This window comes from Oricola sp. (assembly GCF_965230365.1).
In the GTDB taxonomy this organism is placed as follows: domain Bacteria; phylum Pseudomonadota; class Alphaproteobacteria; order Rhizobiales; family Rhizobiaceae; genus Oricola.
Genome location: NZ_OZ246003.1, coordinates 1940282 through 1964568, shown reverse-complemented (window position 1 = coordinate 1964568; position 24287 = coordinate 1940282). Strand labels below are relative to the sequence as shown.

At 62.5% G+C, this 24287-nt stretch carries 22 protein-coding genes; 9 read left to right on the top strand and 13 right to left on the bottom strand.

Annotation, left to right across the window (positions count from 1 at the left end):
* Positions 1–76: 76 nt before the first annotated feature.
* From ACO06R_RS09425 to ACO06R_RS09415, 3 genes are all read left to right on the top strand, one after another.
* Positions 77–1021 carry a LysR family transcriptional regulator gene (locus tag ACO06R_RS09425; RefSeq protein ID WP_421858919.1) on the top strand — a complete coding sequence of 315 codons (945 nt, stop codon included), beginning with the start codon at positions 77–79 and terminating at the stop codon, positions 1019–1021.
* A gap of 99 nt (positions 1022–1120) precedes the next feature.
* Entirely contained in the window at positions 1121–1957 is an 837-nt protein-coding gene (locus ACO06R_RS09420; protein WP_421858916.1) for a universal stress protein, read from the top strand.
* Positions 1958–2012: 55 nt separating this feature from the next.
* Positions 2013–4694 carry a cation-translocating P-type ATPase gene (locus ACO06R_RS09415; protein WP_421858914.1) on the top strand — a complete coding sequence of 894 codons (2682 nt, stop codon included), beginning with the start codon at positions 2013–2015 and terminating at the stop codon, positions 4692–4694.
* 18 nt (positions 4695–4712) lie between these two features.
* On the opposite strand, the gene ACO06R_RS09410 is transcribed toward ACO06R_RS09415, so the two are convergent.
* Together ACO06R_RS09410 and ACO06R_RS09405 are read right to left on the bottom strand one after the other, a co-directional pair.
* A complete protein-coding gene (locus ACO06R_RS09410; protein WP_421858911.1) occupies positions 4713–5756 on the bottom strand; it encodes a sodium:calcium antiporter in 1044 nt (347 codons plus the stop codon).
* 34 nt (positions 5757–5790) lie between these two features.
* Positions 5791–6567 carry a Crp/Fnr family transcriptional regulator gene (locus ACO06R_RS09405; RefSeq protein ID WP_421858908.1) on the bottom strand — a complete coding sequence of 259 codons (777 nt, stop codon included), beginning with the start codon at positions 6565–6567 and terminating at the stop codon, positions 5791–5793.
* Between the two features lie 366 nt (positions 6568–6933).
* Here ACO06R_RS09405 and ACO06R_RS09400 point away from each other — a divergent pair, with 366 nt between their 5' ends.
* Positions 6934–7641: a universal stress protein gene (locus ACO06R_RS09400; RefSeq protein WP_421858905.1), complete on the top strand. Its 708-nt coding sequence runs from the start codon at positions 6934–6936 to the stop codon at positions 7639–7641.
* A 12-nt stretch (positions 7642–7653) separates the two neighbouring features.
* On the opposite strand, the gene ACO06R_RS09395 is transcribed toward ACO06R_RS09400, so the two are convergent.
* Together ACO06R_RS09395 and ACO06R_RS09390 are read right to left on the bottom strand one after the other, a co-directional pair.
* Positions 7654–8868, bottom strand: coding sequence for a hypothetical protein (locus ACO06R_RS09395; protein WP_421858902.1), 1215 nt, complete (start codon positions 8866–8868; stop codon positions 7654–7656).
* A 76-nt stretch (positions 8869–8944) separates the two neighbouring features.
* Entirely contained in the window at positions 8945–9637 is a 693-nt protein-coding gene (locus tag ACO06R_RS09390) for a phosphoribosyltransferase (RefSeq protein ID WP_421858899.1), read from the bottom strand.
* A gap of 204 nt (positions 9638–9841) precedes the next feature.
* On the opposite strand from ACO06R_RS09390, the gene ACO06R_RS09385 reads away from it, so the two are divergent.
* Entirely contained in the window at positions 9842–10825 is a 984-nt protein-coding gene (locus ACO06R_RS09385; RefSeq protein WP_421858896.1) for an ROK family protein, read from the top strand.
* 9 nt (positions 10826–10834) lie between these two features.
* Here ACO06R_RS09385 and ACO06R_RS09380 read toward each other — a convergent pair whose 3' ends face one another.
* From ACO06R_RS09380 to ACO06R_RS09370, 3 genes are all read right to left on the bottom strand, one after another.
* Entirely contained in the window at positions 10835–11767 is a 933-nt protein-coding gene (locus ACO06R_RS09380) for a 1-phosphofructokinase family hexose kinase (protein WP_421858893.1), read from the bottom strand.
* A 94-nt stretch (positions 11768–11861) separates the two neighbouring features.
* The gene (gene ppsA, locus ACO06R_RS09375; protein ID WP_421858890.1) at positions 11862–14258 is read right to left on the bottom strand and encodes a phosphoenolpyruvate synthase; all 2397 of its coding nucleotides are present in this window, start codon (positions 14256–14258) and stop codon (positions 11862–11864) included.
* A gap of 124 nt (positions 14259–14382) precedes the next feature.
* Positions 14383–15201, bottom strand: coding sequence for an alpha/beta hydrolase (locus ACO06R_RS09370; protein ID WP_421858887.1), 819 nt, complete (start codon positions 15199–15201; stop codon positions 14383–14385).
* 124 nt (positions 15202–15325) lie between these two features.
* Between ACO06R_RS09370 and ACO06R_RS09365 the strand changes: the two genes are divergently transcribed.
* Positions 15326–16201 (top strand): substrate-binding domain-containing protein, encoded by an 876-nt coding sequence (locus ACO06R_RS09365; protein WP_421858884.1) that lies wholly within the window; start codon positions 15326–15328, stop codon positions 16199–16201.
* 18 nt (positions 16202–16219) lie between these two features.
* Here the strand turns inward: ACO06R_RS09365 and ACO06R_RS09360 are convergent, their stop codons facing one another.
* From ACO06R_RS09360 to ACO06R_RS09345, 4 genes are all read right to left on the bottom strand, one after another.
* Positions 16220–17050 carry a substrate-binding domain-containing protein gene (locus ACO06R_RS09360; protein ID WP_421858882.1) on the bottom strand — a complete coding sequence of 277 codons (831 nt, stop codon included), beginning with the start codon at positions 17048–17050 and terminating at the stop codon, positions 16220–16222.
* Positions 17051–17075: 25 nt separating this feature from the next.
* Complete coding sequence (locus ACO06R_RS09355; protein WP_421858880.1) at positions 17076–17849, bottom strand: ATP-binding cassette domain-containing protein; 774 nt, start codon at positions 17847–17849, stop codon at positions 17076–17078.
* Positions 17842–18549: an ABC transporter permease gene (locus ACO06R_RS09350; RefSeq protein ID WP_421858878.1), complete on the bottom strand. Its 708-nt coding sequence runs from the start codon at positions 18547–18549 to the stop codon at positions 17842–17844. The genes ACO06R_RS09355 and ACO06R_RS09350 overlap by 8 nt, the downstream gene beginning before the upstream one ends.
* 116 nt (positions 18550–18665) lie before the next feature.
* Complete coding sequence (locus tag ACO06R_RS09345) at positions 18666–19835, bottom strand: Mrp/NBP35 family ATP-binding protein (protein ID WP_421858876.1); 1170 nt, start codon at positions 19833–19835, stop codon at positions 18666–18668.
* 95 nt (positions 19836–19930) lie between these two features.
* On the opposite strand from ACO06R_RS09345, the gene ACO06R_RS09340 reads away from it, so the two are divergent.
* A complete protein-coding gene (locus ACO06R_RS09340) occupies positions 19931–20227 on the top strand; it encodes a DUF3144 domain-containing protein (protein WP_421858874.1) in 297 nt (98 codons plus the stop codon).
* A 6-nt stretch (positions 20228–20233) separates the two neighbouring features.
* On the opposite strand, the gene ACO06R_RS09335 is transcribed toward ACO06R_RS09340, so the two are convergent.
* Both ACO06R_RS09335 and ACO06R_RS09330 read right to left on the bottom strand, forming a co-directional pair.
* A complete protein-coding gene (locus ACO06R_RS09335) occupies positions 20234–20827 on the bottom strand; it encodes a DUF3306 domain-containing protein (RefSeq protein WP_421858871.1) in 594 nt (197 codons plus the stop codon).
* A gap of 72 nt (positions 20828–20899) precedes the next feature.
* Positions 20900–21121, bottom strand: a complete 222-nt coding sequence (locus ACO06R_RS09330; RefSeq protein ID WP_421858868.1) for a hypothetical protein — start codon at positions 21119–21121, stop codon at positions 20900–20902.
* 447 nt (positions 21122–21568) lie between these two features.
* On the opposite strand from ACO06R_RS09330, the gene ACO06R_RS09325 reads away from it, so the two are divergent.
* Both ACO06R_RS09325 and ACO06R_RS09320 read left to right on the top strand, forming a co-directional pair.
* Positions 21569–23164 carry an ABC transporter substrate-binding protein gene (locus tag ACO06R_RS09325; RefSeq protein ID WP_421858865.1) on the top strand — a complete coding sequence of 532 codons (1596 nt, stop codon included), beginning with the start codon at positions 21569–21571 and terminating at the stop codon, positions 23162–23164.
* Positions 23165–23266: 102 nt separating this feature from the next.
* Complete coding sequence (locus ACO06R_RS09320; protein ID WP_421859315.1) at positions 23267–24271, top strand: ABC transporter permease subunit; 1005 nt, start codon at positions 23267–23269, stop codon at positions 24269–24271.
* The last annotated feature ends 16 nt before the right edge of the window (positions 24272–24287 follow it).

Genomic DNA, 24287 nt, shown 5'->3' with positions numbered 1-24287 from the left:
TCGTTCTGCGATGCTGTTTACGGGATGCGACAGGCCAATTGTATCATTTCTCAGACATCCGATATAACCACAGGTTATGAAGTTAGACGAGCGCCAACTCATCCACCTCGCCGCCGTCGTCCAGGCTGGCAGCGTCAGCGAAGCGGCCGCTTTGCTCGGCATCTCGCAGCCGGCCGTTTCCAAGACACTGTCCGCGCTGGAACGCCGGCTCGACGCGGAACTGTTCGTCAAGGGCAAACGGCCGCTGCAACCGACGCCGCTTGGCAGGGCGCTCGCCGAACATGGCCAGACCATGCTCTCCGCGTCACGCCGGGCATCCGAGACCGCACAGGGATTTCGAAGCGGCACCAAGGGCCTCGTACGCATTGGCGGAACGCCGTTCTTCATGGAAGGCATCGTTTCGGGAATGATTGCCCGTTTTCAGAACCGTTATCCGGATGTCAGGGTTCACCAGTTCCAGGGATACATGGCGGAGTTGCGGGCGATGCTCGAAGCCGACCGGATCGATCTCGCCATATCGCCGATAGGAATGCTGGGTGAAGGCTCCGATATCGCATTCGAGCAGATACTGCCGGGCGGGAATGTGGTCGCCTGCCGCAGCACGCACCCGCTGACGATCCGCAAGTCCGTGCATTCCAGCGACCTTCTGGAGTTTCCGTGGGTCGCGCCGCAACCGGGCAGCCCGCTCAATGCCGACCTCGATGCCATCCTGCTTTCGCTCGGCGCGACATCGGTGAAAGTGTTGATGTCGGGAAGCGGGCTTGCCGGGCTGTTGCACTATCTTTCCGAAACTGACGCACTCGCCATTCTGCCGCACAGTGTCGTGCATGCACTGCACAAGCGCCACCGTATCACCGCCCTGCCGATCCGGATTCCCCATCTCGAACGCCCGCTTGGTATCATGCGGCTGTCATCGCGCCCTTCACCGCCGGTCATCGACGCATTCGCCCGGTTTGTCGCCGACGAGTTCGGCGAACTGAATGCACAGATCAGTGGCCACGATCCCCATCCTGACGGATGAGAGTGCCCGGCAGGACATGACGCTGTGTTGATTGGCGTCAAAGACCCCCGCGTCAGCGCGCATTAGCTTGGACGGGATAATCGCCAAGGAGGGACTGGTATGTTTCCGAAGACCCTGATGACCGTCATCGGCAGCGAGCAGGACGCTGCGTCTTTGAACCGCGCGATTGAGCTATGCGGATCGACAGAGTGCCATTTGGCGGTGACGGTGATCGGCATCGCCCTCGCCGCCAGTTCCGCGGCCTATGGCGCTATCCCCGCCGATGCCTGGGCACAGGAGCGCGAGGAAGGCAAGCAGGCTGCCAACAAGCAGCAGGAGGTTGTCGAAGCCATGCTGTCGCAGTCCGGCGTGTCCGGCGACGTGTGCTCCTACTACTGCGATGAAGGCCAGGTTGCCGCCGTCGTCGGCGCCCGTGCGCGCTATGCCGACCTCGGCCTTGTGTACAAGTCGTCCGATATCGACCGGCGCGTCGCCAACCGGTCGAGCGAGGGGTTTATCTATCACAGTTCCAAGCCCTTCCTGGTCATTCCGCAAGGCGTTGCACCGAAGCTGGCGCCCAAGAAGGCGGTCGTGGCCTGGAATGCAACCAAGGAGGCGGCCCGCGCCGTGCACCTGTCGCTGGACATGCTGAAGGTCGCGGAGGAAGTGCGGATCGTCATGATCGATCCGACGGCCGGCGAGTTCGATCAGGGTGAAGAGCCCGGAGCCGATGTCGCCGCATACCTCGCGCGGCACGGCGCCAATGTAGCGGTGGATGCCATCCCCTCGTCCGGCAGGTCGATCTCGCAGGCGCTTTTGCGCCACGCAAACGACGTCGCCGCCGAGATGATCGTCGCCGGCGCCTACGGGCATTCCCGTCTGCGGGAGTTCCTGTTTGGCGGAACCACGCGCGAGTTGCTCGCCAATGAGGAAATCGCGGTGCTGATGGCCCACTGAAGCCGGCGCGCCGCAGCCTGACACACCAATCGCCGCTGGGGACTTTGCTGTTCAAATGGCGGAAGACAAGCGCGAAACACTCGCCTCACCCCACGCGGCGCCGGTCACGGCGCTGCTTTCCGTGCTTGACACCGATCCGGCTGCGGGTTTGTCGGACGATGAAGTCGCGCAACGGCTGCAGACCTACGGGCCGAACACGCTGCGTCAGCGCCGGCGCGCCAGCGTTGTCGCCATGCTCGCCAGCCAGTTCAACAGCCCGATCGTCTATCTGTTGCTTGCAGCATCCGCGCTGGCGCTCGGCCTTGGAGAAAGGGTCGAGTTCTTTGCGATCCTGATCGTGCTCCTGATCAATGCGGCGATCGGCTTCATTACCGAGTTCCGGGCCATCCGCTCGATGGAAGCGCTCCGCGAACTGGCGACACGGTCCGCACTGGTGCGCCGCAACGGCACGGTGATGGCGGTCACCGCCGAAAAGCTCGTCCCCGGAGACATCGCCATCCTCGACGCCGGCGATGTGGTGGCCGCCGACATGCGCATCATCGCGTCGGCCAATTTGTCGGTCGATGAATCGGCGCTGACCGGCGAATCCCTGCCGGTCACCAAGGCGGCCGAGGCGGTTGCGGCCGACGCTGTCCTGGCGGACCGGAACTCAATGCTGTTCAAGGGCTGCGCAATCACCGGGGGCACCGGCGAGGCGCTGGTGACCGGCACCGGCATGGACACCGAACTCGGTCGCATCACCCGCCTCGTCGACGAAGCCGAACCCGAACGTTCGCCGCTCGAGCGCCAGTTAGGACAGCTCAGCCAGAATCTCATCTGGCTGACCCTCGGCATTACGGTCGCCGTCGGCGCGGCGGGCATCCTGTCCGGTCAGGACGTGGTCTTGATGATCGAGTCCGCGGTCGCGCTCGCGGTCGCCGCGATCCCGGAAGGATTGCCGATCGTCGCCACATTGGCGCTGGCGCGCGGCATGTTGCGCATGGCCAGGCACAACGCGCTGATCGAGCAGTTGTCGGCTGTCGAAACGCTCGGCGCGACAACGGTCATCCTGACCGACAAGACGGGCACGCTCACCGAGAACCGCATGCATGTCGACCGCATCGTCACCAGCGCGGGCGAACTGGGCTTCCTGCACGACGACGGCGCTTTCCTATTGGATGCAAGACCGTTCTCGCCGGCAAACAGCGCGGAGACCATGGCCCTGATCGAGGCGACCGTGCTCTGCAACAACGCGACGCTCGGGCGCGACGGCACGGCAAGCACCGGCGATCCGATGGAGATCGCGCTTCTGGAAACCGGCGCCGCAGCCGGCACGCGCCGCCCCGTCCTCCTCGACGCATTTCCGGAATTCGCCGAACATGCCTTCGACGTTTCGACGCGCATGATGGCGACGGTGCACAGCGACAGCGGCGCCTACAGGGTCGCGGTCAAGGGTGCGCCGGAATCGGTCCTGGATCGGATCGTCGACGTCTTCGATGGCGGCGGCACCAAGCCCTGGGATCGCGCGGAGCGTGCGCGGTGGGTCCGCATCTGCGGTGTGCTTGCCGCGCAGGGACTGCGGCTGCTCGCGGTCGCCGGCAAACAGACGGGCGATCAGCAGTCCGACCCATACTCGAACCTGACGCTCTACGGCATCGTCGGCTTTCAGGATCCTCCGCGCGCCGACATCTCGACTGCCATCTCGGATGCTCACAATGCCGGGATTGCCGTGGTCATGGTGACCGGCGATCACGCCGCCACGGCCAGGCACATCTCGAAATCGGTCGGATTGTCGACGGACGCGGACAATGCGGTCGAGGGCCGCGACCTCTACGCATTCGAAGGCATGTCCGACGAAGAAAAGCGGCAGATGCGGGAAACCCGCATTTTCGCCCGCGTCGATCCCGAACAGAAACTGTCCTTGATCCGGCTGCATCAGGAAGCCGGCGAAGTGGTGGCCATGACCGGCGACGGCGTCAACGACGCTCCGGCCTTGCGCAAGGCCGACATCGGCATCGCCATGGGCCTGCGCGGCACCCAGGTAGCGCGCGAGGCCGCCGACCTGATCCTGCGCGACGATGCGTTTTCGACCATCATCCATGCGGTGCGCGAAGGCCGCATCATCTACACCAACATCCGCCGGTTCACGACCTACCTCCTGTCGTGCAATCTGAGCGAGATCATGATTGTCGGCCTCGCAGTTCTGGTCGGTCTTCCGCTTCCGCTGCTGCCGCTGCAGATCCTGTTTCTCAATCTCGTGACCGATGTTTTCCCGGCCTTCGCGCTTGGCACCATCGAGGCCGACAAGAATGTCCTGGCGCGCCCGCCGCGTCCCCCGTCCGAGCCGATCCTGGCCCGCCCGCAATGGATCGCGATCAGCGTGCACGGCCTCAGCATCGCGGGCGCAACGCTCGCAGCGCTGCTGCTCGGAATCTACCATTTCGGATTGCAGGGACCGGCTGTCACCACGATGTGCTTTCACACCCTCGCGCTCGCCCAGCTGTGGCACGTCTTCAACATGCGCAACTGGCGCGACCGCCTGCTGACCAGCATGGTCACGCGCAACGTCTTTGTCTGGGCGGCCCTCGCCGTCTGCATTGCGATCCTTGCCATCGCCAACCTGCAGCCGATCGTCGCGGACGCACTTCAACTTGTCCCGCTCTCGACCGGGATTTGGGCCTGGGTCCTGGGCCTCAGCTTCATACCCGTGCTGCTGCGTGAGACCGCGATTGTGGCGACAAGAATTGCCCGCCGCTAAGCCCGCTGTGCGCCAGCGTCAAACGCGCTGCCAATAAAGCACCATCGTAACGGCCAGCAAAACCAGCACCGCCAGCGCGTCGTAACCGAACCCGAAAAGGTTGCGCCGCGTGCGCAGTACCAGCCCGGCCATGTAGATGATCGTGGCAAGCAAGCCCGACACCAGCGCCACCGCCAGCACCGGATCGAGCCGCTCCAGGATCGGGCCGTTCGAATAGAGCATGTCGGCAGGCCAGACCAGCGCGAGCATCAGCAGGTTGCTGCCGAAGATGTTGGAGATGGCCATCGTGTAGGCGCCGATGCGCACGGCGGCGACCGTCGTGCTCAACTCGGGTAGCGACGTGACGGCGGCGAGCAGTGTCACGCCGATAAAGCCGGTACCCAGGCCGGTCTGGACGGCAAGACGCCCGGCCATCTCGACCGTCAGCGCGCCCGCGCCGAAGATGGTCGCCGCAAGCAGCAGAAACCGCAGTTGAAGCTGCAAGGTCGAGGTATCGGGAAAGCTGCTGACAAATGCCCCCTCGGTATCCGCCCGCCCGGCCTCCGGCACTTCGACCGGGGTCCAGGGGTCGTTTCTGTCATACGACCGCAACACTGCGATCATGCCGATATAGGCGATCCCCAGAACGGTGGCGCCGGCGCCGACATGACCGACCAAAACGCCTTCGCCGATGGTCAGCACGCCAAACAGCAGCGCCAGCAGAAAGGCCATCGCGATCGCTTCGACGATCGCGGTCGTCTTGCGGGGATAGGCCGTGATCGGAGCACCACGGGCAACGCCGTCTGCAACCGCCAGAATTGCGAACTGCAGCGTGATCCCCCCAAAGAGGTTTCCGAGCGCCAGCGACGGCGCGTTATTGGCCGCCGCGATGCCGGTGGTGACGATCTCCGGCAGCGACGTCGCCGCGGCCAGGAACACAAGCCCCATCAGCGCCCGGCCGATCCGCAGCCGGTCGGATATTTCGTCCGCGTAGGCGACAAGGCGGCTTCCGCTGAGCCAGACGGTCGTCGCTGCGACGGCAAAGAGCAGCGCCGTGACCGGAAGGCTGGTCTGTGGAAGCACGCCTCACCCGCCTTTCCGTGCCATCGCTCAGACGTCACAGCACTCGTGCTGTGCCCGTCATCGATTCCAGATCCTGGCGCGTCTCGCCGGTTCGATTGATCAGTTCGGTCGGGTTGAGCAGGGCAAAATGGCTCATGTCGATCGCCTCGATCACGTTGTCGCGCACAAGCGTCTGGATGTTCCTGCTCAGCGTTTCCGGCGTGGTTCCCAGATATGCGGCGATATCGCGCCGGCCGATCGGCAGCGCGATCACCCGGTGTTCGAGCCCGTCGCGTGCACCGCAGAACCGCGTCGTCGACCGCCGCGAAAGGATATAGAAGAATGCGGCGACACGCTGCATCGTCGTGTGGCACGAGACCATCGCCATCCACTCGCGCATTGCATCGAGTTCGTCCAGCGCGGTTATCAACAGCTCGTGTTCGACCTCCGGACTTCGCTTGAGGAAAGACTCGAACTGATGCCGGTCGACGCAACAAAGGGTCACATCGGTCGCACCTTCATAGGAAAACCGCGCCTCTTCGGCATAGACACGCCCGAAGAAATCGGACGGATACTGCAAGCCGACAATCTGCTGATGGCCGGACGACGACATGTTCGTCAGTTTGACAATCCCGCTGATGATGTTGCCGACAAAATCGGATTCATCGCCCTGCGAGATGATGACCTGGCCCTTGTTGAAATGCCGGATGTGGGAGATGCGATTGAGTTCTTCCAGCGCCTCTTGGCTCGCTGCCCGGCAGATAGCGCGATTGTGCACAAGGCAGTTATCGCATTTGGGACAACTGGCTTTCGTGAAAGCAAATTCGTTCATCGCTACAAGCCTATCACACAGCAATCCCATAGGAGCCTGAGCACCGCGAGTGGTCCTTACTAGCACCGATATGTGCCCATGAGGCTATGATAATTCGCATCTGCGCTCAAAACTCCGGATCGCGAATGGTCGGCGAACTCGCATTTTGACAGCCATCAATGCCGGAAATCCGAGAAGACTCAAAGCTTTCCGAGCGGACATCGCCGATGCGGATGACGCGGCTGAGCCACAATTCCGATGGCGATTTCGCACAATTCGGAGAGACGAATGTGCTATTCGACCGTCCTCGTTCACCTTGACTTCGATGCGCCGGCCACCGGTAGATTGAGGTTCGCGTCCGATCTCGCTGGCGATCTGGACTCGCTTTTGATCGGGTTTTCCGCCACACCTGCGCCGCCGATGGACGCTAAATCCCCCACCTCGTCGCGGCCCGAATGCGAGCCGGTTATTCCATCTCGCCAGCGCAAGCGGTTCGAGGAATTGCGGTGCGAGTTTTTCGCCACCGCGGGCGCCGGCGCAAACTCCCAGTGGCGCCAGGAAGAAGGGTTTCCCACCGATGCGCTGCTTCGCAACTCCAGGTCCGCGGATCTCGTGATATCCGGGACCGGGCGAACCGATCCCGATCGATACGTCGATGCGGCCCGGCTTGTCTGCGGCGCCGGCAGGCCCGTGCTCTTCGTCGGCGCCGACGCGCATTTCCGGCACCCGGAGACGGCGCTGGTCGGCTGGAAGGACTCGCCGGAGGCGCGTAGAGCGCTTGCCTTCGCGCTGCCATTCCTGCGGCTGGCGCGCCGGGTTATCGTGGCGACCGTGACGGATGCGGATCGCCCGCGCCTTGCCGAGAGCCTGAATGACGTCATTCGCTACCTTAACCGCCACGATATTGGCGCGAGCGCCTTGCTGCTGCAAAATCGAAGCGGGCCCCAGGCGCTGGTCGATGCCGTTGCACAAATGGGCGTCGACCTCGTCGTGGCCGGAGCCAATGCTCAAAGCCGGACGCACAATCGGACTTTCGGGGGCTTTACCCGCGCATTGCTTCAGCAACACAGCCTGACCCGGCTGATGGCCGGCTGAGGGCAACGGCAGTCAGCCGCCGCTGTTGACCTGATCATCCGGATCAAGCGCCACCGGTTCGGCTTGCCGGCCCGCGGACCGTCGTCCGGCATTTCCTTCAAACAGGCTTGTGGTCGTCAGGATGGCGATCGCGCCCAACCCGAGCAGCACCACCGCGAAGTTGATCAGCCAGCCGATGAACGGAACGAAGTTCAGAATCGCGAAAGCGACCAGGCCGGCGGCAAGCACCGCCAGTTCGGACAATCGGTTATCCGGGGAACCGCCGAATGCACCTGCGACCCGAAGCGAGACCGCATAAACGCCAAGCAGATATCCCGCTATCCAGACCGCCGCGACCAGCAGCAACGCGACCGGTATGAGCGGAATTCCTATCAAGGTCATGGCACTGACCGGTACAAGACCGACAAGCATCGCAAGTCCGAAGAAGCCCGCCAGCATCGAAGCACCGGCCCCTTCGGATGCCTGTTGGCGCGCGCGATCCGCGGACGCCGGGATTACGGCAAGCAGAACGGCGGCGATCATCACGAGGAAGGCGATCGTCAGCACGAATCCGAACAAAATGACGAAGAACGAGGGCCAGACAGACCAGCCGTCACCGAACTGTCCATGCAGGTCCTCGAATGTTTCCGGCCGGGTGATCTTCGAGTACGTGACCCTTTCAGGATCGATAACCGAGTCCGGGATTTTGACGCTGGACGGTGACGAATACACCAGTTTCCCGTCAATCCGGGCGTCATCGCCGAAGCTGACTTCGCCTGCGACGATGCGGACATCGCCTTCGATGACTGCGTCGATCTCAATTCGGCCTGCAGCCGCCACGAGGCTGCCGCCGATCGGGCCAAACACCTTGACCGAACCGCCAGATATTCGCGCGTTGCCGGCGACGCGGCCACCTTCCCGCAACCGGACCGTGAAACCGCTCGCTGTCAGGTCGCGCCCGACGTCGCCAGTGACCGAAACACTGGCGCCGATCGCATAAAGATCGCCCCCGGTCGAGGACCGCGCATCGACGTCGAAACCCATCACATGGCCGTCGCCGGCGACTTCACTGTCGAGACTGGCTGAAAACCCCGACACGAATGCATTGCGCGACGAACCTGAACTCAGCGCGACATCCGCACCGCTCGAATAGACATCGCCACCGATCGTTTCGGCGACCACGGCGGGCGGCATCATGGCGGCGAGAAGCAGCGCGATGGCCGCAAGCATCAATTGTTTGGCGGGCATTTCGGGGCACTCCAAGCTGACGTGGGCGTCCTGATGACAAAAATATCATGCCGCAACGACACCTCATTGACCGCTATCAAGTCTGTTGCCCCGGTCGGTCATCTGACCCATTCACGTCCTGCAATCCCGGCCTGCCGAGGCGCCGCAGCAACTCGATCACTTCGGCGTCGCTGACCTGCGAGAAGTCCCGGTAATGCGTGCCGACCGAAAAGAATGGCGCCGGCGTGGAAATGCACACGACCTCATCGGCAAGTTTCGACAAGGCTTCCAGGCCATCGGCTGGCGCCACCGGAAGAGCGAGGATCAACCGGGCCGGTCGCTCTTGCCGCACGATCTGCAAGGCCGCCCGCGCCGTCGCCCCGGTGGCGACGCCGTCATCGACGACAATCACTGTTTTGCCATCTAGCAAGAGCGGGGAGCGATCTCCGAGTAAGGCCTTCCTGCGCCGCTCGATGACTGCGGCCTGTTCTTCGCCCATCCGCGACACGTCCTCGTCGCTCAATCCGAGCTGGCAGGCGATGTCGCGATTGACCGTGATGCGAACCCGGTTCCGCTTGGAGACCGCGCCGACGGCAAGTTCCGGCTGTCCGGGTGCTCCGATCTTTCGTACCAGAAGCACATCGAGCGGAAGGCCGAGGCGCTTTGCGATCTCCGCACCGACCGGTACGCCGCCGCGTGGCAGCGCCAACACGATCGCATCATCAAGACGCGTTGTCGCCAACCGCGCGGCGAGCCTTGCGCCCGCCTCGGTCCTGTTGTCGAACGCCATTTGGATAACCTCGTCCCGGCCGAACAGACTAATCGCGTCCGCAGGCGCGGCATTGATGGCGCTCAATAGCCGTCGCCGCACATCGCAGCCGCGCATCCTTTCGAAACGCGACCCCAATCCGTTGATCGCAATCAACGGACATCTTGCGAAGCCATGCTTAATTTGGCCGAACTGACGCAGGGAAGCGAGCAAGGGAGGATCATCATGCGCGCTGGTGATAGAAGGGCACTGATCGGCGATATCGGCGGAACCCACGCGCGTTTCGCGATCTGCGATGTCGACGAACTGTCCGTCACGCAATTCGTGGTGTTTCAGACATGGCTGTTTTCTTCGTTGCAGGATGCGATCCGCCACTATCTGGATTCCATTCCCGACAAGCCGAAGACCGCCGGCTTTGCGATCGCCGGAGATGTCTTTGGCAACACCGTGACGATGGCGCGCGCGCCCTGGTCGTTTACCCGCGACGACATCGCCGAAAGTTGCGGCGTCAAACGCATTCACTTCGTCAGCGACTTCGAGGCCGAGGCGCTCGCCCTGCCCTATCTCAATGCGCACGACCTCGCCACGCTGCAGGAGGGCGACACCGACCCCGCCGGCAACATGCTCGTGCTCGGACCGGGAAGCGGCTTCGGCTGCGCTGCGCTCATTCGCCAGTCCGACCGATCTCTCGCCATAGACAGCTTCGCCGGGCACATGGGGTTTTCGGCAGCCAATGTGCGCGAAACCGCTGTCCTGAAAGCCCTTCGCAACGCGCTCGGTTACGCGCCACTTCACGACGTTCTTTCCGCGCGTGGCCTGGAGGCAATCTACCGGGTGCTCACCGCGGAGGCCGGCATGAATACCGTGTCGCTGACCGCGACCGACATTGCCCGACTGGCCGGAGATGGCGAGGATGCGGTCGCGGAAGACGCTCTGGATTGCTTTGCCGCGATCCTGGCGCGCATTGCCGGCGACATGGCGCTGGCCTTCAACGCCCGCGGCGGCGTCTTCCTGGGTGGAGGCGTGTCGCCGAAGATCCTTCGCACGCTGCGAAAGCCCGCATTCCAGCAGCTATTCCGCGACAAGGGCGACAAGGCTGAGTTCCTGGAATCGCTACCACTCAAGGTCATGCTGGCCAACGACGCCGGATTGCGCGGCGCAGCGCTTGCCGTGTCGGAACGCTATCCGATGCAGTCCTTGCAGGACTAACCCGGCGCTCTAGGCGGCCGGTTTGAAACTCGTCTCGTAGATCCGTTGAACATCGGCGGCGAGGCAAAGCTCGGTACCCGAAGTCATGACCGCGGCCGATCCCGCACAGAGGCCGTAGCGGAACGCGTCCGCAATGTCGGCGCCCTGCATCAACCGCCAGACCATCGCCGCGACAAAACTGTCGCCGGCGCCAACCGCCGACCGCTCCCGCACCTTGATGGAAGGCAGCGTGTAGACACCGTTCTTGTTGGCCAGCAGCGCGCCATGTTTGCCCATCGAAACGGCGATGTTCTCGACATTGCCGCGCCGCACCAGCGACATCGCGGCCTCGCCGGCTGTCACTTCGTCGAGCCGCTCGCCGACGAACTTTTCGAGCTCGCTCATGCTCGGCTTTAACAGGTAGACGCGCGAATGCTCGAGCGTTGCGGTGAGTGCTTCGCCAGACGTGTCCAGCACGAACCGTCCGCCGCGCGCTTCCACAGCATCCGCCATCCGGCAGTAAGTGTCGGATGGAGCGCCGTGCGGCAGGCTTCCGCTCGCCACCACGTAATCGCCCGCGAAGCCGGCAACGAAATCCTGCACCGGTTCAAGTTCGTCCGCCGTCACGCTCGGTCCTTCGGGAACGAAACGGTACTCGAAGCGCGTCTGCAACTCATGCACCATGAAAGCGATACGGGTCGCGTCTTTGATCTCGAAGCGGTGACAGTTGATTCGGTAGACCGACAATCCGTGATCGAACAGCGGCGCCGTCTCGCCGCCAACCAGATAGAGTAAGTCCGGAGACCCGCCGAGTTCTGCGATGACGCGGGCCACATTCGTGCCGCCGCCACCGGCGTAAAAACTCTGGTTCGACGTTCGCGTCTTGAGCGTCGGGCGCACATGTTCTGTGTCGCACGAAACGTCAATGGCTGGGTTGAGCGCGATCGCGAGAACGCGAGACATGATCGATCCTCCGGAGCATCCTGAACAGACACGATCGCGAAACGCGTTCCGCGATCGTGTGTTGCATCGCGCGAATTGTCAGGCGCCGCAAGCCCTAGGCGGCGTCCGCCTTTGATGTACCTTCGGCTTTCGCGATCTGCTGCTTCACCGCGATGAAGCTGTCCGGTGTCACCGAGATGCTGTCGATGCCCTGCTCGACCAGGAACTGGGCAAATTCCGGATGGTCGCTCGGCGCCTGGCCGCAGAGGCCGACCTTCGCGCCCGCTTCATGCGCTTCGCGGATGACGTTCTCGATCATCCATTTCACGGCATCGTTCTGTTCGTCGAACAGGTCGGACAGCTTGTCGGAATCGCGGTCGATCCCCAGCGTGAGCTGGGTCAGGTCGTTCGAGCCGATCGAGAAGCCGTCGAAGCGCGATGCGAACTCCTTGGCCAGCACCACGTTGGCCGGGATCTCGCACATCACATAGACTTGAAGTCCCTGCTCGCCGCGGCGCAGCCCGTTCTCGGCCATGACGTCGAGCACCTTGTCGGCTTCCGACATCGAGCGGCAGAACGGGATCATCATGATCACGTTGTCGAAGCCCATCAGGTTGCGCAACCGCGCAATTGCCTGGCATTCCAGGGCAAAGCCCGCCCGGTATGCATCGGAATAGTAGCGCGACGCGCCGCGGAACCCGATCATCGGATTTTCCTCGTCCGGCTCGAAGCCGGCGCCGCCCAGAAGTCCTGCATACTCGTTCGTCTTGAAGTCGCTCATCCGCACAATCACCGGCTTCGGATAGACTGTCGCGGCGATCCGGGCGAGCCCGCGCGCCAGCTTGTCGACGAAGTATTCCGTCATGTCGTCATAGTCGCCGGTCAATTCCTCGATCTTGGCGCGCGCCTCTTCGTCCCTGACCTTGTCGAACTCGATCAGCGCCATCGGGTGGACCTGGATCTGGTTGTTGATCACGAACTCCATGCGCGCCAGCCCGACACCGTCGGACGGGATCTGCCACCAGCGGAACGCCGAGGACGGATTGGCCAGGTTGAGCATGACGCGGGTCGCGGTCGGCGGAATGTCGTTCAGCGACTCCGTCTTCTCCTCGAACTCCGCATATCCCTCGTAGACGAATCCCTCATCGCCTTCCGCACACGACAGTGTCACGTCCTGTTCGGAGTGCAGCACATGGGTCGCGTCGCCGGTACCGACAACGGCCGGAACACCAAGTTCGCGGCTGACGATCGCGGCATGCGAGGTCCGACCACCATGATCGGTGATGATGCCGGCCGCACGCTTCATGATCGGCACCCAGTCCGGATCGGTTGTTCCGGTGACCAGGATGCTGCCGTCGACGAACTTGTCGATGTCCTGCGGGCTTTCGATCAGGCAGACCGGACCGTTGATCACCGACCCGCCAATCGACAGACCCTTGGTCAGGGTCGGGCCCTTCTTGGTGATCTGGTAGGTTTTGAAGGTCGACTGGTCGCGTCTCGCCTGAACGGTTTCGGGGCGCGCCTGCACAATGAACAGGTCGCCGTCCTCGCCGTCCTTGGCCCATTCCATGTCCATCGGACAGCCATAGTGCTCCTCGATGATCACGGCCCAGCGCGCCAGCGTCAGGATTTCGTCGTCCGACAGCACGAACAGCGCCCGCTCCTTGCGCGAGGTCGGCACGTTCTTGGTCTTCTCGGAGCCGGCCGAATAGACCATCTTGATCGATTTCGCGCCCATCATCTTTTCAACGATCGGTGCCAGGCTCGTATCGGAAAGCAGCGGCTTGAAGACGACGAACTCGTCCGGATCCACCGCGCCCTGCACGACATTTTCGCCCAGGCCCCAGGCCGCGTTGATCACGACCACCTTGTCGAATCCGGTCTCGGTGTCGATCGAGAACATGACGCCGGAACCGCCCTTGTCGGAACGGATCATCTGTTGCACGCCAATCGAAAGCGCCACCTGCATGTGGTCGAAACCCTTGACCTGCCGGTAGCTGATGGCGCGGTCGGTGAACAATGAAGCAAAGCAGCGCTTGCAGGCGGCAAGCAGCTCTACATCGCCGCTGACATTCAGATAGGTTTCCTGCTGACCTGCAAAACTGGCGTCCGGCAAATCTTCCGCCGTGGCGCTGGAGCGCACGGCAACGTCAAGGTTCTCGCGGCCCGCGTTTTTGGATAGTTGCTGGTAGTGCCCGACAATATCCTTCGCCACGTCCTCCGGCCACTGCGCCTTGAGGATCATCTCGCGAACGCTGCGCCCGGTATCCGACAGCGAAATGCTGCCATCGACAAAGTGTCCGATCGCCTCGCGAATGGAATCTTCCAGACTATTGGCCTTGATGAATTTCCAATATGCGTCCGACGTGGTTGCGAACCCTGCCGGCACGCGTATTCCCTTTGTACCGAGCGTATTGAGCATTTCGCCAAGCGACGAATTCTTGCCGCCGACACGGCCGACGTCCTTGCGGCCGGCTTCCTGAAGCCAAATCACATTCTCGGAATCGGTCATATTACAGGTCCCTTGCTGTCCGGATTGTCCCTGCGTAAGACAAACACTCGGACAGAGGTCTTGCATTGACTGACATCAAAACACCCGGGAACCGTCGTTTTCTGAACGCGGCCAGACGCCCAACCTAGCCGAAAAGGGCTCTGCACAGCGGCGATTTCGGATCCGCCAGCCCGTCGATGACATCGAAGTGATGCCGATCCGGTTCCGCGACAGCATCGGTCGCGACGCCCAGCCCGCGCCAGATATTGGCAAGCAGCGCGTTCTGCCGCACGAACTCGGAGCGTTCGTTCGCGCCGACCCAGCACGTCAGCGAGCCTTCGAACGCCGGGCGCAGCAGCGCCGGGCTTTCCGCCGCGCATTCCTCGTCATCCAGCCGGATCTCCTTGTTCATTTTGGTTTGCAACAGAGGCCGAAGGTCATGCAGCCCGGAGATCGACATCACACGGTCGATGCGTTTCAGCACCGTGCGGCGCATTGGCGTGTTTTCGCTGACCAGCCGGGTCACGATCTGGCCGCCCGCCGAATGGCCGGCCAAGCGGATCGGCCCTTTCACGGATCGCGCCGCTTCGGTCACGGCGCCGGCGATGCAAACGGCAATGTCGCGCACGCGCACTTCCGGGCATAGCGGGTAGGACGGCATGGCGACTGCCCACCCGTTGGCGACCGCGCCCGCCGCCAGATGCGACCAGTACGACTTGTCCAGCCGTACCCAGTATCCACCATGCACGAATATAAACAGCCCTTTGACCGCGCCGCTTGGATGAAACGTATCGAAGAGTTCGCGGGGGCGCTTTCCATAAGCGATATCGAGCTTCTTCTTCGCCCAGCGCTGCCGAAAGCCGGCTGCCGGCGACACCCACGCATCGGGCCAGTTGTCGCCCTGCGGTATGTTGGTGCCGTTGGCGTATGCGTCGTCCCAATCCGTAACCCGAAACAGTGCCATGCTCGATCCATTCCCCGGCCAGAAGACCGAAGTCACACAGCCAACGAAGAAAATCAATCGCGACTGCGGATTGCGGAACCTGAAGGGTTGTGCATGATCGGCTCGCATAAAAACCGATCAGCCAATGCCGAACTATCTGACGACAAGGGAGCTCGCCGAGCTACTACGCATCAAGGAGCGCAAGGTCTACGACCTCGTGAACTCCGGCAGCGTCCCCTGTACGAAAGCGACAGGAAAGTTGCTGTTCCCCAAGGAAGAGATTGCGGAATGGCTCGAGCGCAACAGTACGCCTGCTTCAACGCCCGCCGAAAAGCAGCGCCCGGTTGTTTTCCTCGGCAGCCATGACCCGCTTCTCGATTGGGCATTGCGGGAATCGCAGTGCGGTATCGCGACCTGGTTCGACGGCAGCGCGGACGGGCTCGAGCGCTATGCCAACCGCGAAGGCATCGCCGCCGGCATCCACATGTTCGATCCACGCAGTACGGATTGGAACCTGCCATTCGTATCGTCTGCGCCCGCGATCCGAGATGCCGTGGTGATCGCCTGGGCGCATCGTACGCGCGGCCTGATCGCGAGCCCGGACGACGAGCGCCGCGCAAGATCGGTTGCCGATCTGGCCGGTCGCCGGATCGCGCCCCGGCAACCGAAGTCCGGGACGCAGCAACTGTTCCTGCACCTGCTGGCGGAAGCCGGCCTGCGCGAAGACATGCTGGACTACTGCGCGCCCATGCGCACGGAGATCGACGCCGCGCTCGCCGTCTTGGATGGCTCGGCGGATGTCACATTCGGACTGCAGGCCGTCGCACAGCAGCACGGGCTGCATTTCACCGCCCTTGTCGACGAGCGCTACGACCTTGTGGTCAGCCGTGCCGACTGGTTCGACCAGCCCTTCCAGACGTTCCTGGACTTTTGCCGGTCGGAAGACTTCCGGAAGAAGGCCGCGGCGATGCCGGGATACGACATGTCCGCGGTCGGCAAGATCCTCTACAACGCCCGTTGAGCGACGGCGGTCAGAACGTCACATCTCGCCGGTCTTGGCGTTGGGAAAGAACAGCGCCTGTCCCCCGACCTTGAAATTCGCGATAGCCGATTGTCCGGCATCGGAAATCAGCCAGTCGACAAAGCGCTGGCCGGCCTCGACCTTGGCGTCCGGGCACCGCTCTTCGTTGACGCGGATAACCCCGTACTGGTTGAAGAGCTTGCTGTCGCCTTCGACGGCGACCTTGAAATCGCCCTTGTTGTTGAAACTGATCCAGGTTGCGCGATCGGTCATCACATAGGCGCCCATGCCAACCCCGGCGTTGAGCGTCGCCCCCATGCCCGATCCCATCTCGCGATACCACTCGCCCGAGCCTGTCGACGGATCGATATCCGCAGCCTTCCAGAGACGCAATTCCGCCTTGTGGGTCCCTGAATCGTCACCGCGCGACGCGAACATCGCCTTTGCGTCGGCGATGGTTTGCAGCGCTTCCAGCACATTGCCCGATCCGGCGACGCCGGCCGGATCCTCAGCCGGGCCGACAATGACGAAATCGTTGTACATCAGGTCGAAACGCTTGATCCCGTGACCGTCGGCGACGAATTTCTCCTCGGCCGGTTTGGCATGCACCAGCAACACGTCGGCGTCGCAGTTCTTCGCATTCTTGATCGCCTGTCCGGTCCCGACCGCAACGACATCGACACGAATGCCGGTCTTCTCCTGAAAGATCGGCAGCAGATAGTCGTACAGGCCCGAATTCGCCGTTGATGTGGTGGACTGCACAAGGATCGATTGTTCGCTGGCGGTTGCCGAACCGGCAACAACAGCGCCGAGCGCGAGAACCGCGGCGAAAATGCTGTGTCTACTCATGATGTACCTCCCTTTGGTGAATGCGCTAGATCACGATCTGACCGGCAAGAAACGCCCTGGCCGCTTCCGAACGCGGTCGGGCGAAGAAGCGCGGCGCCGGCGAGTGCTCCGCCAGCTTGCCGCGATGCAGGAAAACGACATCCCCGGCGAGCCGTTTGGCCTGCCCGATATCGTGCGTGACAAAAACGATTTTCGTGCCCTGCGCGCTGACATCGCGCACGATATGTTCGATCGTCTGCGCCGACGCGGGATCGAGGCTCGCGGTCGGCTCGTCCAGAAACAGTGTGTCGGGCTCCGTCGCCAATGCCCGCGCCAGGGCGAGACGTTGCTGCTCACCGCCCGACAGAAGCCGCGCCGGCTGGCTGGCCTTGTCGGTAAAGCCGATCGCCTCCAACAGGAGTTCGCGCCTGCGGCGGCTCCTGCGCCCGTTGACAGCGAGCGCGTAATCGATGTTTGCGGCGACCGACCGGCGCAGCAGGACAGGCTTCTGGAACACCATGGCCTGACGCGCCCGATGCCTTTCGCTCAACGGTGTTCCGCAGCAAAACACAGTGCCTGAAGTCGGCACCGCCAGACCGTGCAGAAGCCGCAGAAACTGGCTCTTTCCGGCACCATTCGGACCCATCACGATCGTGATGGAGGTCGGCGGCAAGGAGAGCGTCAGCTTGTCGATCAACCGGCGGCCGGAAACCTCCAGCGACAGATCGCGCGTCGACAGGGCGCTCCCTGAGCCTGCGCCTTCGACTTCGCCGGCTGTCGATGCCTTGCCGAATGCCATGATCGATATCGCTTCACGCATAGGCATAGCGCGCCGCGGTTGCCCGCAGTCCCATGACCATGGCGTTGATGCCGATCGCAATGGCCAGAAGCACGATACCGAGCGCCAGCGCCAGCGGCAGATCGCCCTTCGACGTTTCGAGCGCGATCGCGGTCGTCATGACACGTGTGAGATGATCGATATTCCCGCCGACGATGATCACGGCGCCAACTTCCGCGACCGCCCTGCCAAATCCCGCAAGCGCAACGGTCAGCAGCGAGTAACGGGCATCCCACAGCAGTGTCGTCGTCTCGCCGAACGGGCTGACATTAAGCGACCGCAGCTGTTCGGAGTACTCGTTGTGCAGGTCTTCCAGGACCTGCCGCGACAGCGCCGCGATGATCGGCGTGACGAGGATCGTTTGCGCGACGATCATCGCCGTCGGCGTGTAGAGCAGGCCGAGCCAGCCGAAAGGCCCGGCGCGCGAGAAGTTGAGATAGACGATCAGCCCCACCACCACCGGCGGCAGCCCCATCAGGGCGTTGATCAGAATGATCGTCACGCCGCGGCCGGGAAAGCGGAAGACGGCGAGCCAGGCGCCAAGCGGCAACCCGATCGCGCAGGAAAACAGCATCGCCGTCAGGCTGACCCTCAGGGACAGCGACACGATCTCGATCAGGTCCGGGTCGAACGATCCCACGAGATGAAAAGCGAGCGCAAACGCTTGCGAGAAATCCTGCATAATTTACGAAATCCGCGATCAGTACGGAAATTATGCATATCATATGATGCGTGGCAACTCTGCCCGGCATGGAATTGCCGTGCATGACATGCCATCGGCGAAGAAAAACCGCTAATCTAGTCGAAGACGATGGCGGGTGCCTGCGTCATGCTGCGTTCCTGCCCGATACGGTCCCATACGCGCTGCGCGATCTGCCGGTAGTTTTCGGCATTCGCGCTTTCGGGATCCGACACCACGATCGGCGCGCCGCTATCCGATTTCTCGCGAATATCCATGGTCAGCGGCACCTCGCCGAGGAACGGCACGCCGATGCGCTCCGCCTCCGCCCTCGCGCCGCCATGGCCGAAGATGTCGTGCCGGGTGCCGCAGTTGTCGCACACGAAGTAGCTCATGTTTTCGACGATGCCGAGCACCGGCACTTCGACCTTGCGGAACATGTTGAGGCCCTTGCGCGCATCGATGAGCGCCAGGTCCTGCGGTGTCGAAACGATAACCGCGCCGGCCAGCGGGACATTCTGCGCCATCGTGAGCTGCGCATCGCCCGTGCCTGGCGGCATGTCGACGACAAGAACGTCGAGTTCGCCCCATTCGACTTCCGAAAGCATCTGGTTGAGCGCCGAGATCACCATCGGCCCGCGCCAGATCATCGGGGTTTCCTCGTCGACCAGGAACCCCATCGACATCACCTTCAGGCCATAGCCTTCCATCGGCTTCAGGATACGGCCCGAAACCGTCTGCGGGCGCCCCGATATCCGCAGCAGTCGCGGCATTGACGGCCCGTAGATGTCGGCGTCGAGTATTCCCACCTTCAGCCCTAGATTCTGTAACCCGAGCGCCAGGTTGACCGAGGTCGTGGACTTGCCGACGCCGCCCTTGCCGGACGCGACCGCCACGATGGCGTCGATACCGGGAACCCCGGCTGGTTTGCTCGGGCGCTGCGCCGCGCCCTGCCCGGCGCGCCCCGCCATCGGCGGCGGAACGGAACCGGATTGCGCGGCGGATGGCGCCTGGCGAACCTGCGGGTTGGGACTGCCGGCGCTCTTTGCGGCGGTCAGCACGACAGAGGCCTTCTCAACACCGTCGACACCGAGCGCCGCCTTCTCGGCTGCCTCGCGCAGCGGCTCCAGTTCTTCGGCGCGGTCCGCGGGAACGGTTATCGAGAAAAACACCTTGCCATCGGCCACCACGATTTCGGAAACCAGTCCAAGATCGACGATATTGCCGGTCAGGTCGGGGCCCTTGACCCGCTTCAACTGCTCTACAACCTGCGCCTTTTCGATTGTCACCTGTCGCCCCCTGATGCTGGCCGTTTCGCAACCAGATAGGTCATTTGACCGCGGCTTCCAATGGGGTAGCTTGCCCGTGCAACCGGAACGAAGACATGAACCAGCCACCCAACCGCAGGCAGCGGCGAGCCGCAAAGGCCGCCGGCGAAGCCGCCTTCGACGCGGCGGACTTTCTCAAGCTCGCAGACAAGTTCATCGATGTCGCCAATCGCGAGAACCAGGCGACACTCGCAAGCGATATCCACATGGCCTTCCTCTGTGCGGCCGCGCGCTACAACGCCTTCGTCACAAAAAATGTGATCGCCGTCGATGAACATGAGAAATTCGTTGAGGAAATGTCGAACAACTACAAGGAAATGCTGAGAAATCACCTCGCCGATCCATCGGTTTGAGATGTCTCAGACGCCCAGCCGGCTGCGGATCCCAACCCGCGGCGGCGCCTCTGGCTCCTCGGGCTCACGAATCGCCTCGGCCTCGACCGGCTCGACTTCATCAGCAGCCTTCGCCACTGCATCCGGCGGAATGCCTTTCTCGTCAGCCTCCCACGCCGTCGACACCCGTCCGCTTTTGTGTTGCTCCTTCAATTCGGAATCGGAAAGGAATCCCCGCCCGACCTTCCAGATCGACGCGTAAACAATGTCCGCCGGATTGCCGAAATCGTCATCGTAGTCGTTGAGACCGTCCAGATTGGCAAGCACCGGATTGAAGCTCCAAAGCTTGCGATAGGCCCGCCTTCGCAGCGCGTCAGGCACGCCGTCTTTCATGAATACCTTGAAATCGTCCTCGTAGGTCAGGCTGTCGATATCCATAGCCTCGGCCGCTTCGCGGTTGGCGGCGCGTTCTGCATCCCATTTTGCATCGGCATCGTCGGCACTCTCTCCTGGACCCTCCGGCGGCGTCGGGACCGCATCGGCCTCCTTCTCCGCTTGCACGGATTGCTTGCGGCGCGACCAGCGCGCCAGAAATCCCGGCTCCTTCTCCCGCTCAGCCATCGAGCCGTCCGTCGGGATTGCGTTTCCGATTGATGAAAATCGGTTCCCTGCCCAACTTCTGCTCTTCTGGCTTCACCCGGTCGCGGCGGCGCGCCCGGGTTCGGCTGCTTCCGCCGCATCCCTGAGCGTTGCCAGCGCGCGTCCGAATTTCGTCCCGTCTCCCCAAAGGCACCGGAGGGCGGTCAAATACGCATCGTCGGCCGGCGCGGATAGCCCTCCCGCCAGCAGCTTGTATACATTGGACCTGAGAAAATCCGCTTCCTTAACGGCTTCCAGCGCACGAAACTGGGTCAAGCGCTGTTCCTCCCGACGCAAATGAAGCAGCTTGATACGCTGATTACAAATGAAATCGTTGCTGCACTGCGGGAGGCATCGACCAAGTGTTAATAAATGTAATTCAATGACTTGCGGAATATGACGCCCCGCCAGGGCAAAAGACGACGGAAAATATGTTGCAGATTCAGCGCAACTTGACTTGCCTTCGGATCGCGCTATACAAATCGCTGCGGAGAACACCAAAAAGTATACATCTACCCTCCACTTTGGAGAAGGTATTCGCTTACCTTTTCGGCATGCCGCCCCTTCCGCAGCGGTTTTACATTCCAAATTGGCGTTGCCAACAGAGCAAATTTGGTTTCTGCTTCGTAGCTGTCGCGATTACTCGTAATTGCACATGCCCCATTGCGCTTTGACGTTGCGATTCAGGTCAGGCGTACAGCTTTACGACGAAAGGGAGAAACCATGACAAGCAAGACTGTAACGATGTTGCTTGCGGCGACCGCTTTGAGCATTGGACTTGCTGCAACCGCGAATGCCAAGACGCTCGTCTACTGTTCGGAAGGCTCGCCCGAGGGTTTCGACCCTGCGCTTTACACCGCCGGCACGACGTTCGATGCGTCGTCGAAGCCGATCTACAACCGCCTGGTCGAGTTCAAGCGCGGCACGACCGAGGTCCAGCCCGGACTGGCCGAGAGCTGGGAAGTTTCCGACGACGGCCTTGAGTACACGTTCAAGCTGCGCGCCGGCACCAAGTTCCACACCACGGACTTCTTCTCGCCGACCCGCGATTTCAATGCCGATGACGTGATCTTCACGTTCGAGCGGCAGTTGAATGAAGACAATCCGTACCATGCCTATGTCGACGGGGCGAGTTGGGAGTATTTCAACGGCATGTCGATGCCGGACCTCATCAAGTCGATCGAGAAGGTCGACGACATGACGGTCAAGTTCGTGCTCAACCGGCCGGAAGCGCCGTTCATCGCCAACCTCGCGATGGATTTCGCGTCGGTATTCTCCAAGGAATACGCGGACGCCCTGGCCGGTGCCGGCAACCAGTCCGATCTGAACCAGAAACCGCTCGGCACCGGGCCGTTTCAGTTCGTCGCCTATCAGCCGGATGCGGTCATCCGCTACAAGGCCCATCCCGACTATTGGGACGGCAAACAACCCATCGACGACCTGGTCTTCGCCATCACCACCGACAATGCGGTCCGCAAGCAGAAGCTGTCCGCCGGCGAATGCCATGTCATGCCCTACCCGAACCCGGCCGACATCCAGTCGCTTCAGGATGATCCGAACATCACCGTGATGGAGCAGGAAGGCCTCAACGTCGGATACCTCGCCTACAACACCCGCATCGCGCCGTTCGACAACGCCCAGGTGCGCAAGGCGCTCAACATGGCGATCAACAAGCAGGCGATCCTCGACGCGGTGTTCCAGGGCGCCGGCCAGGCGGCCAAGAACCCGATCCCGCCGACCATGTGGTCCTACGATACCGGCACCGTCGACGATCCCTACGATCCCGATGCCGCCAAGGCGATGCTCGATGAAGCCGGAGCGGCAGGCCTGTCGATGAAGATCTGGGCGATGCCCGTGCAGCGGCCCTACAACCCGAATGCGCGCCGCATGGCCGAAGTCATCCAGGAGGATTTCTCCAAGATCGGCGTCAGCGTCGAGATCGTCTCCTATGAGTGGGGCGAATATCTTGCCCGCTCCAAGGAGCTCGACCGCGACGGTGCGGTGCTGCTCGGCTGGACCGGCGACAACGGCGACCCGGACAACTTCCTCGCCGTCCTGCTCGGCTGCGACGCGGTCGGCGGCTCCAACCGCGCCCAGTGGTGCGACGAGGAATTCAACGATCTCGTCATGAAGGCCAAGGCCGGCACCCAGGAGGAACGCGCCGCGCTCTACAAACAGGCGCAGGCGGTGTTCAAGCGCGAGGCGCCCTGGGCGACCATCGCCCACTCCATCGTCCACATGCCGATGCGCTCAAACGTCACTGGCTATGTGATGGACCCGCTTGGCGGCCACTGGTTCGACGGCGTCGACCTTCAGTAATCGCAACCTGGCACTGCCCCTCCCGTAAGGGGCAGTGCCGCTCCGGCATCGGGCGGCCGCATGGCCGGTCCGTTCGCCCGCGCCGGTGAGATGACGAATTCGATGTTTCAGTTCTTTCTCTATCGCCTTGCCTTGCTTGTGCCGACCTTCGTCGGCGTCTCGATTGTTTCGTTCTCGTTCATCCGCCTGCTGCCGGGCGATCCGATCATGCTTCTGGCCGGCGAGCGCGGCATGTCGGACGAACGCTATGCCGAACTGCAGGCCGTCTACGGCTTCGACCGGCCGCTGCTGGTGCAGTATTTCGACTATGTCTTCGACATCCTGCAGGGTGATTTCGGCACCTCCATCGTTACCAAGCGCCCGGTGCTGCAGGAATTCTTCACGCTGTTTCCGGCGACGCTGGAACTGTCGCTCTGCGCCATCATCCTGGCCGTTTCCATCGGCGTCCCGGCCGGCGTCCTGGCCGCCGTCAAGCGCGGCTCGTGGTTCGACCAGTCGATCATGTCGGTCGCGCTGATCGGCTATTCCATGCCGATCTTCTGGTGGGGTCTGCTGCTGATCATCTTCTTTTCCGGCTACCTGCAGCTGACCCCGGTCTCCGGACGCATCTCCCTGCTCTACTTCTTTCCGCAGGTGACTGGCTTCATGCTGATCGACAGCCTCCTGTCGGGTCAGGAAGGCGCGTTCCGCTCGGCCGCCAGCCACCTCATCCTGCCGGCGGTCGTGCTGGCGACGATCCCGCTTGCCGTCATCGCCCGGCAGACCCGTTCGGCCATGCTGGAAGTGCTGGGCGAGGACTATGTGCGCACCGCCCGCTCCAAGGGCCTGGCGCCGCGCCGGGTGATCGGGTTGCATGCGCTCAGAAACGCCCTCATCCCCGTCGTCACCACCATCGGCCTGCAGGTCGGGGTGCTGCTCGCCGGCGCCATCCTCACCGAGACGATCTTCTCATGGCCGGGGATCGGCAAGTGGATGGTCGATTCGGTGTTCAAGCGCGACTACGAGGTCGTCCAGGGCGGCCTGCTCCTGATCGCCAGCATCATCATGCTGGTCAACCTGCTGGTCGACGTCCTCTACGGCCTCATCAATCCGCGCATCCGAAGGTGACCGCATGACCCAGGTG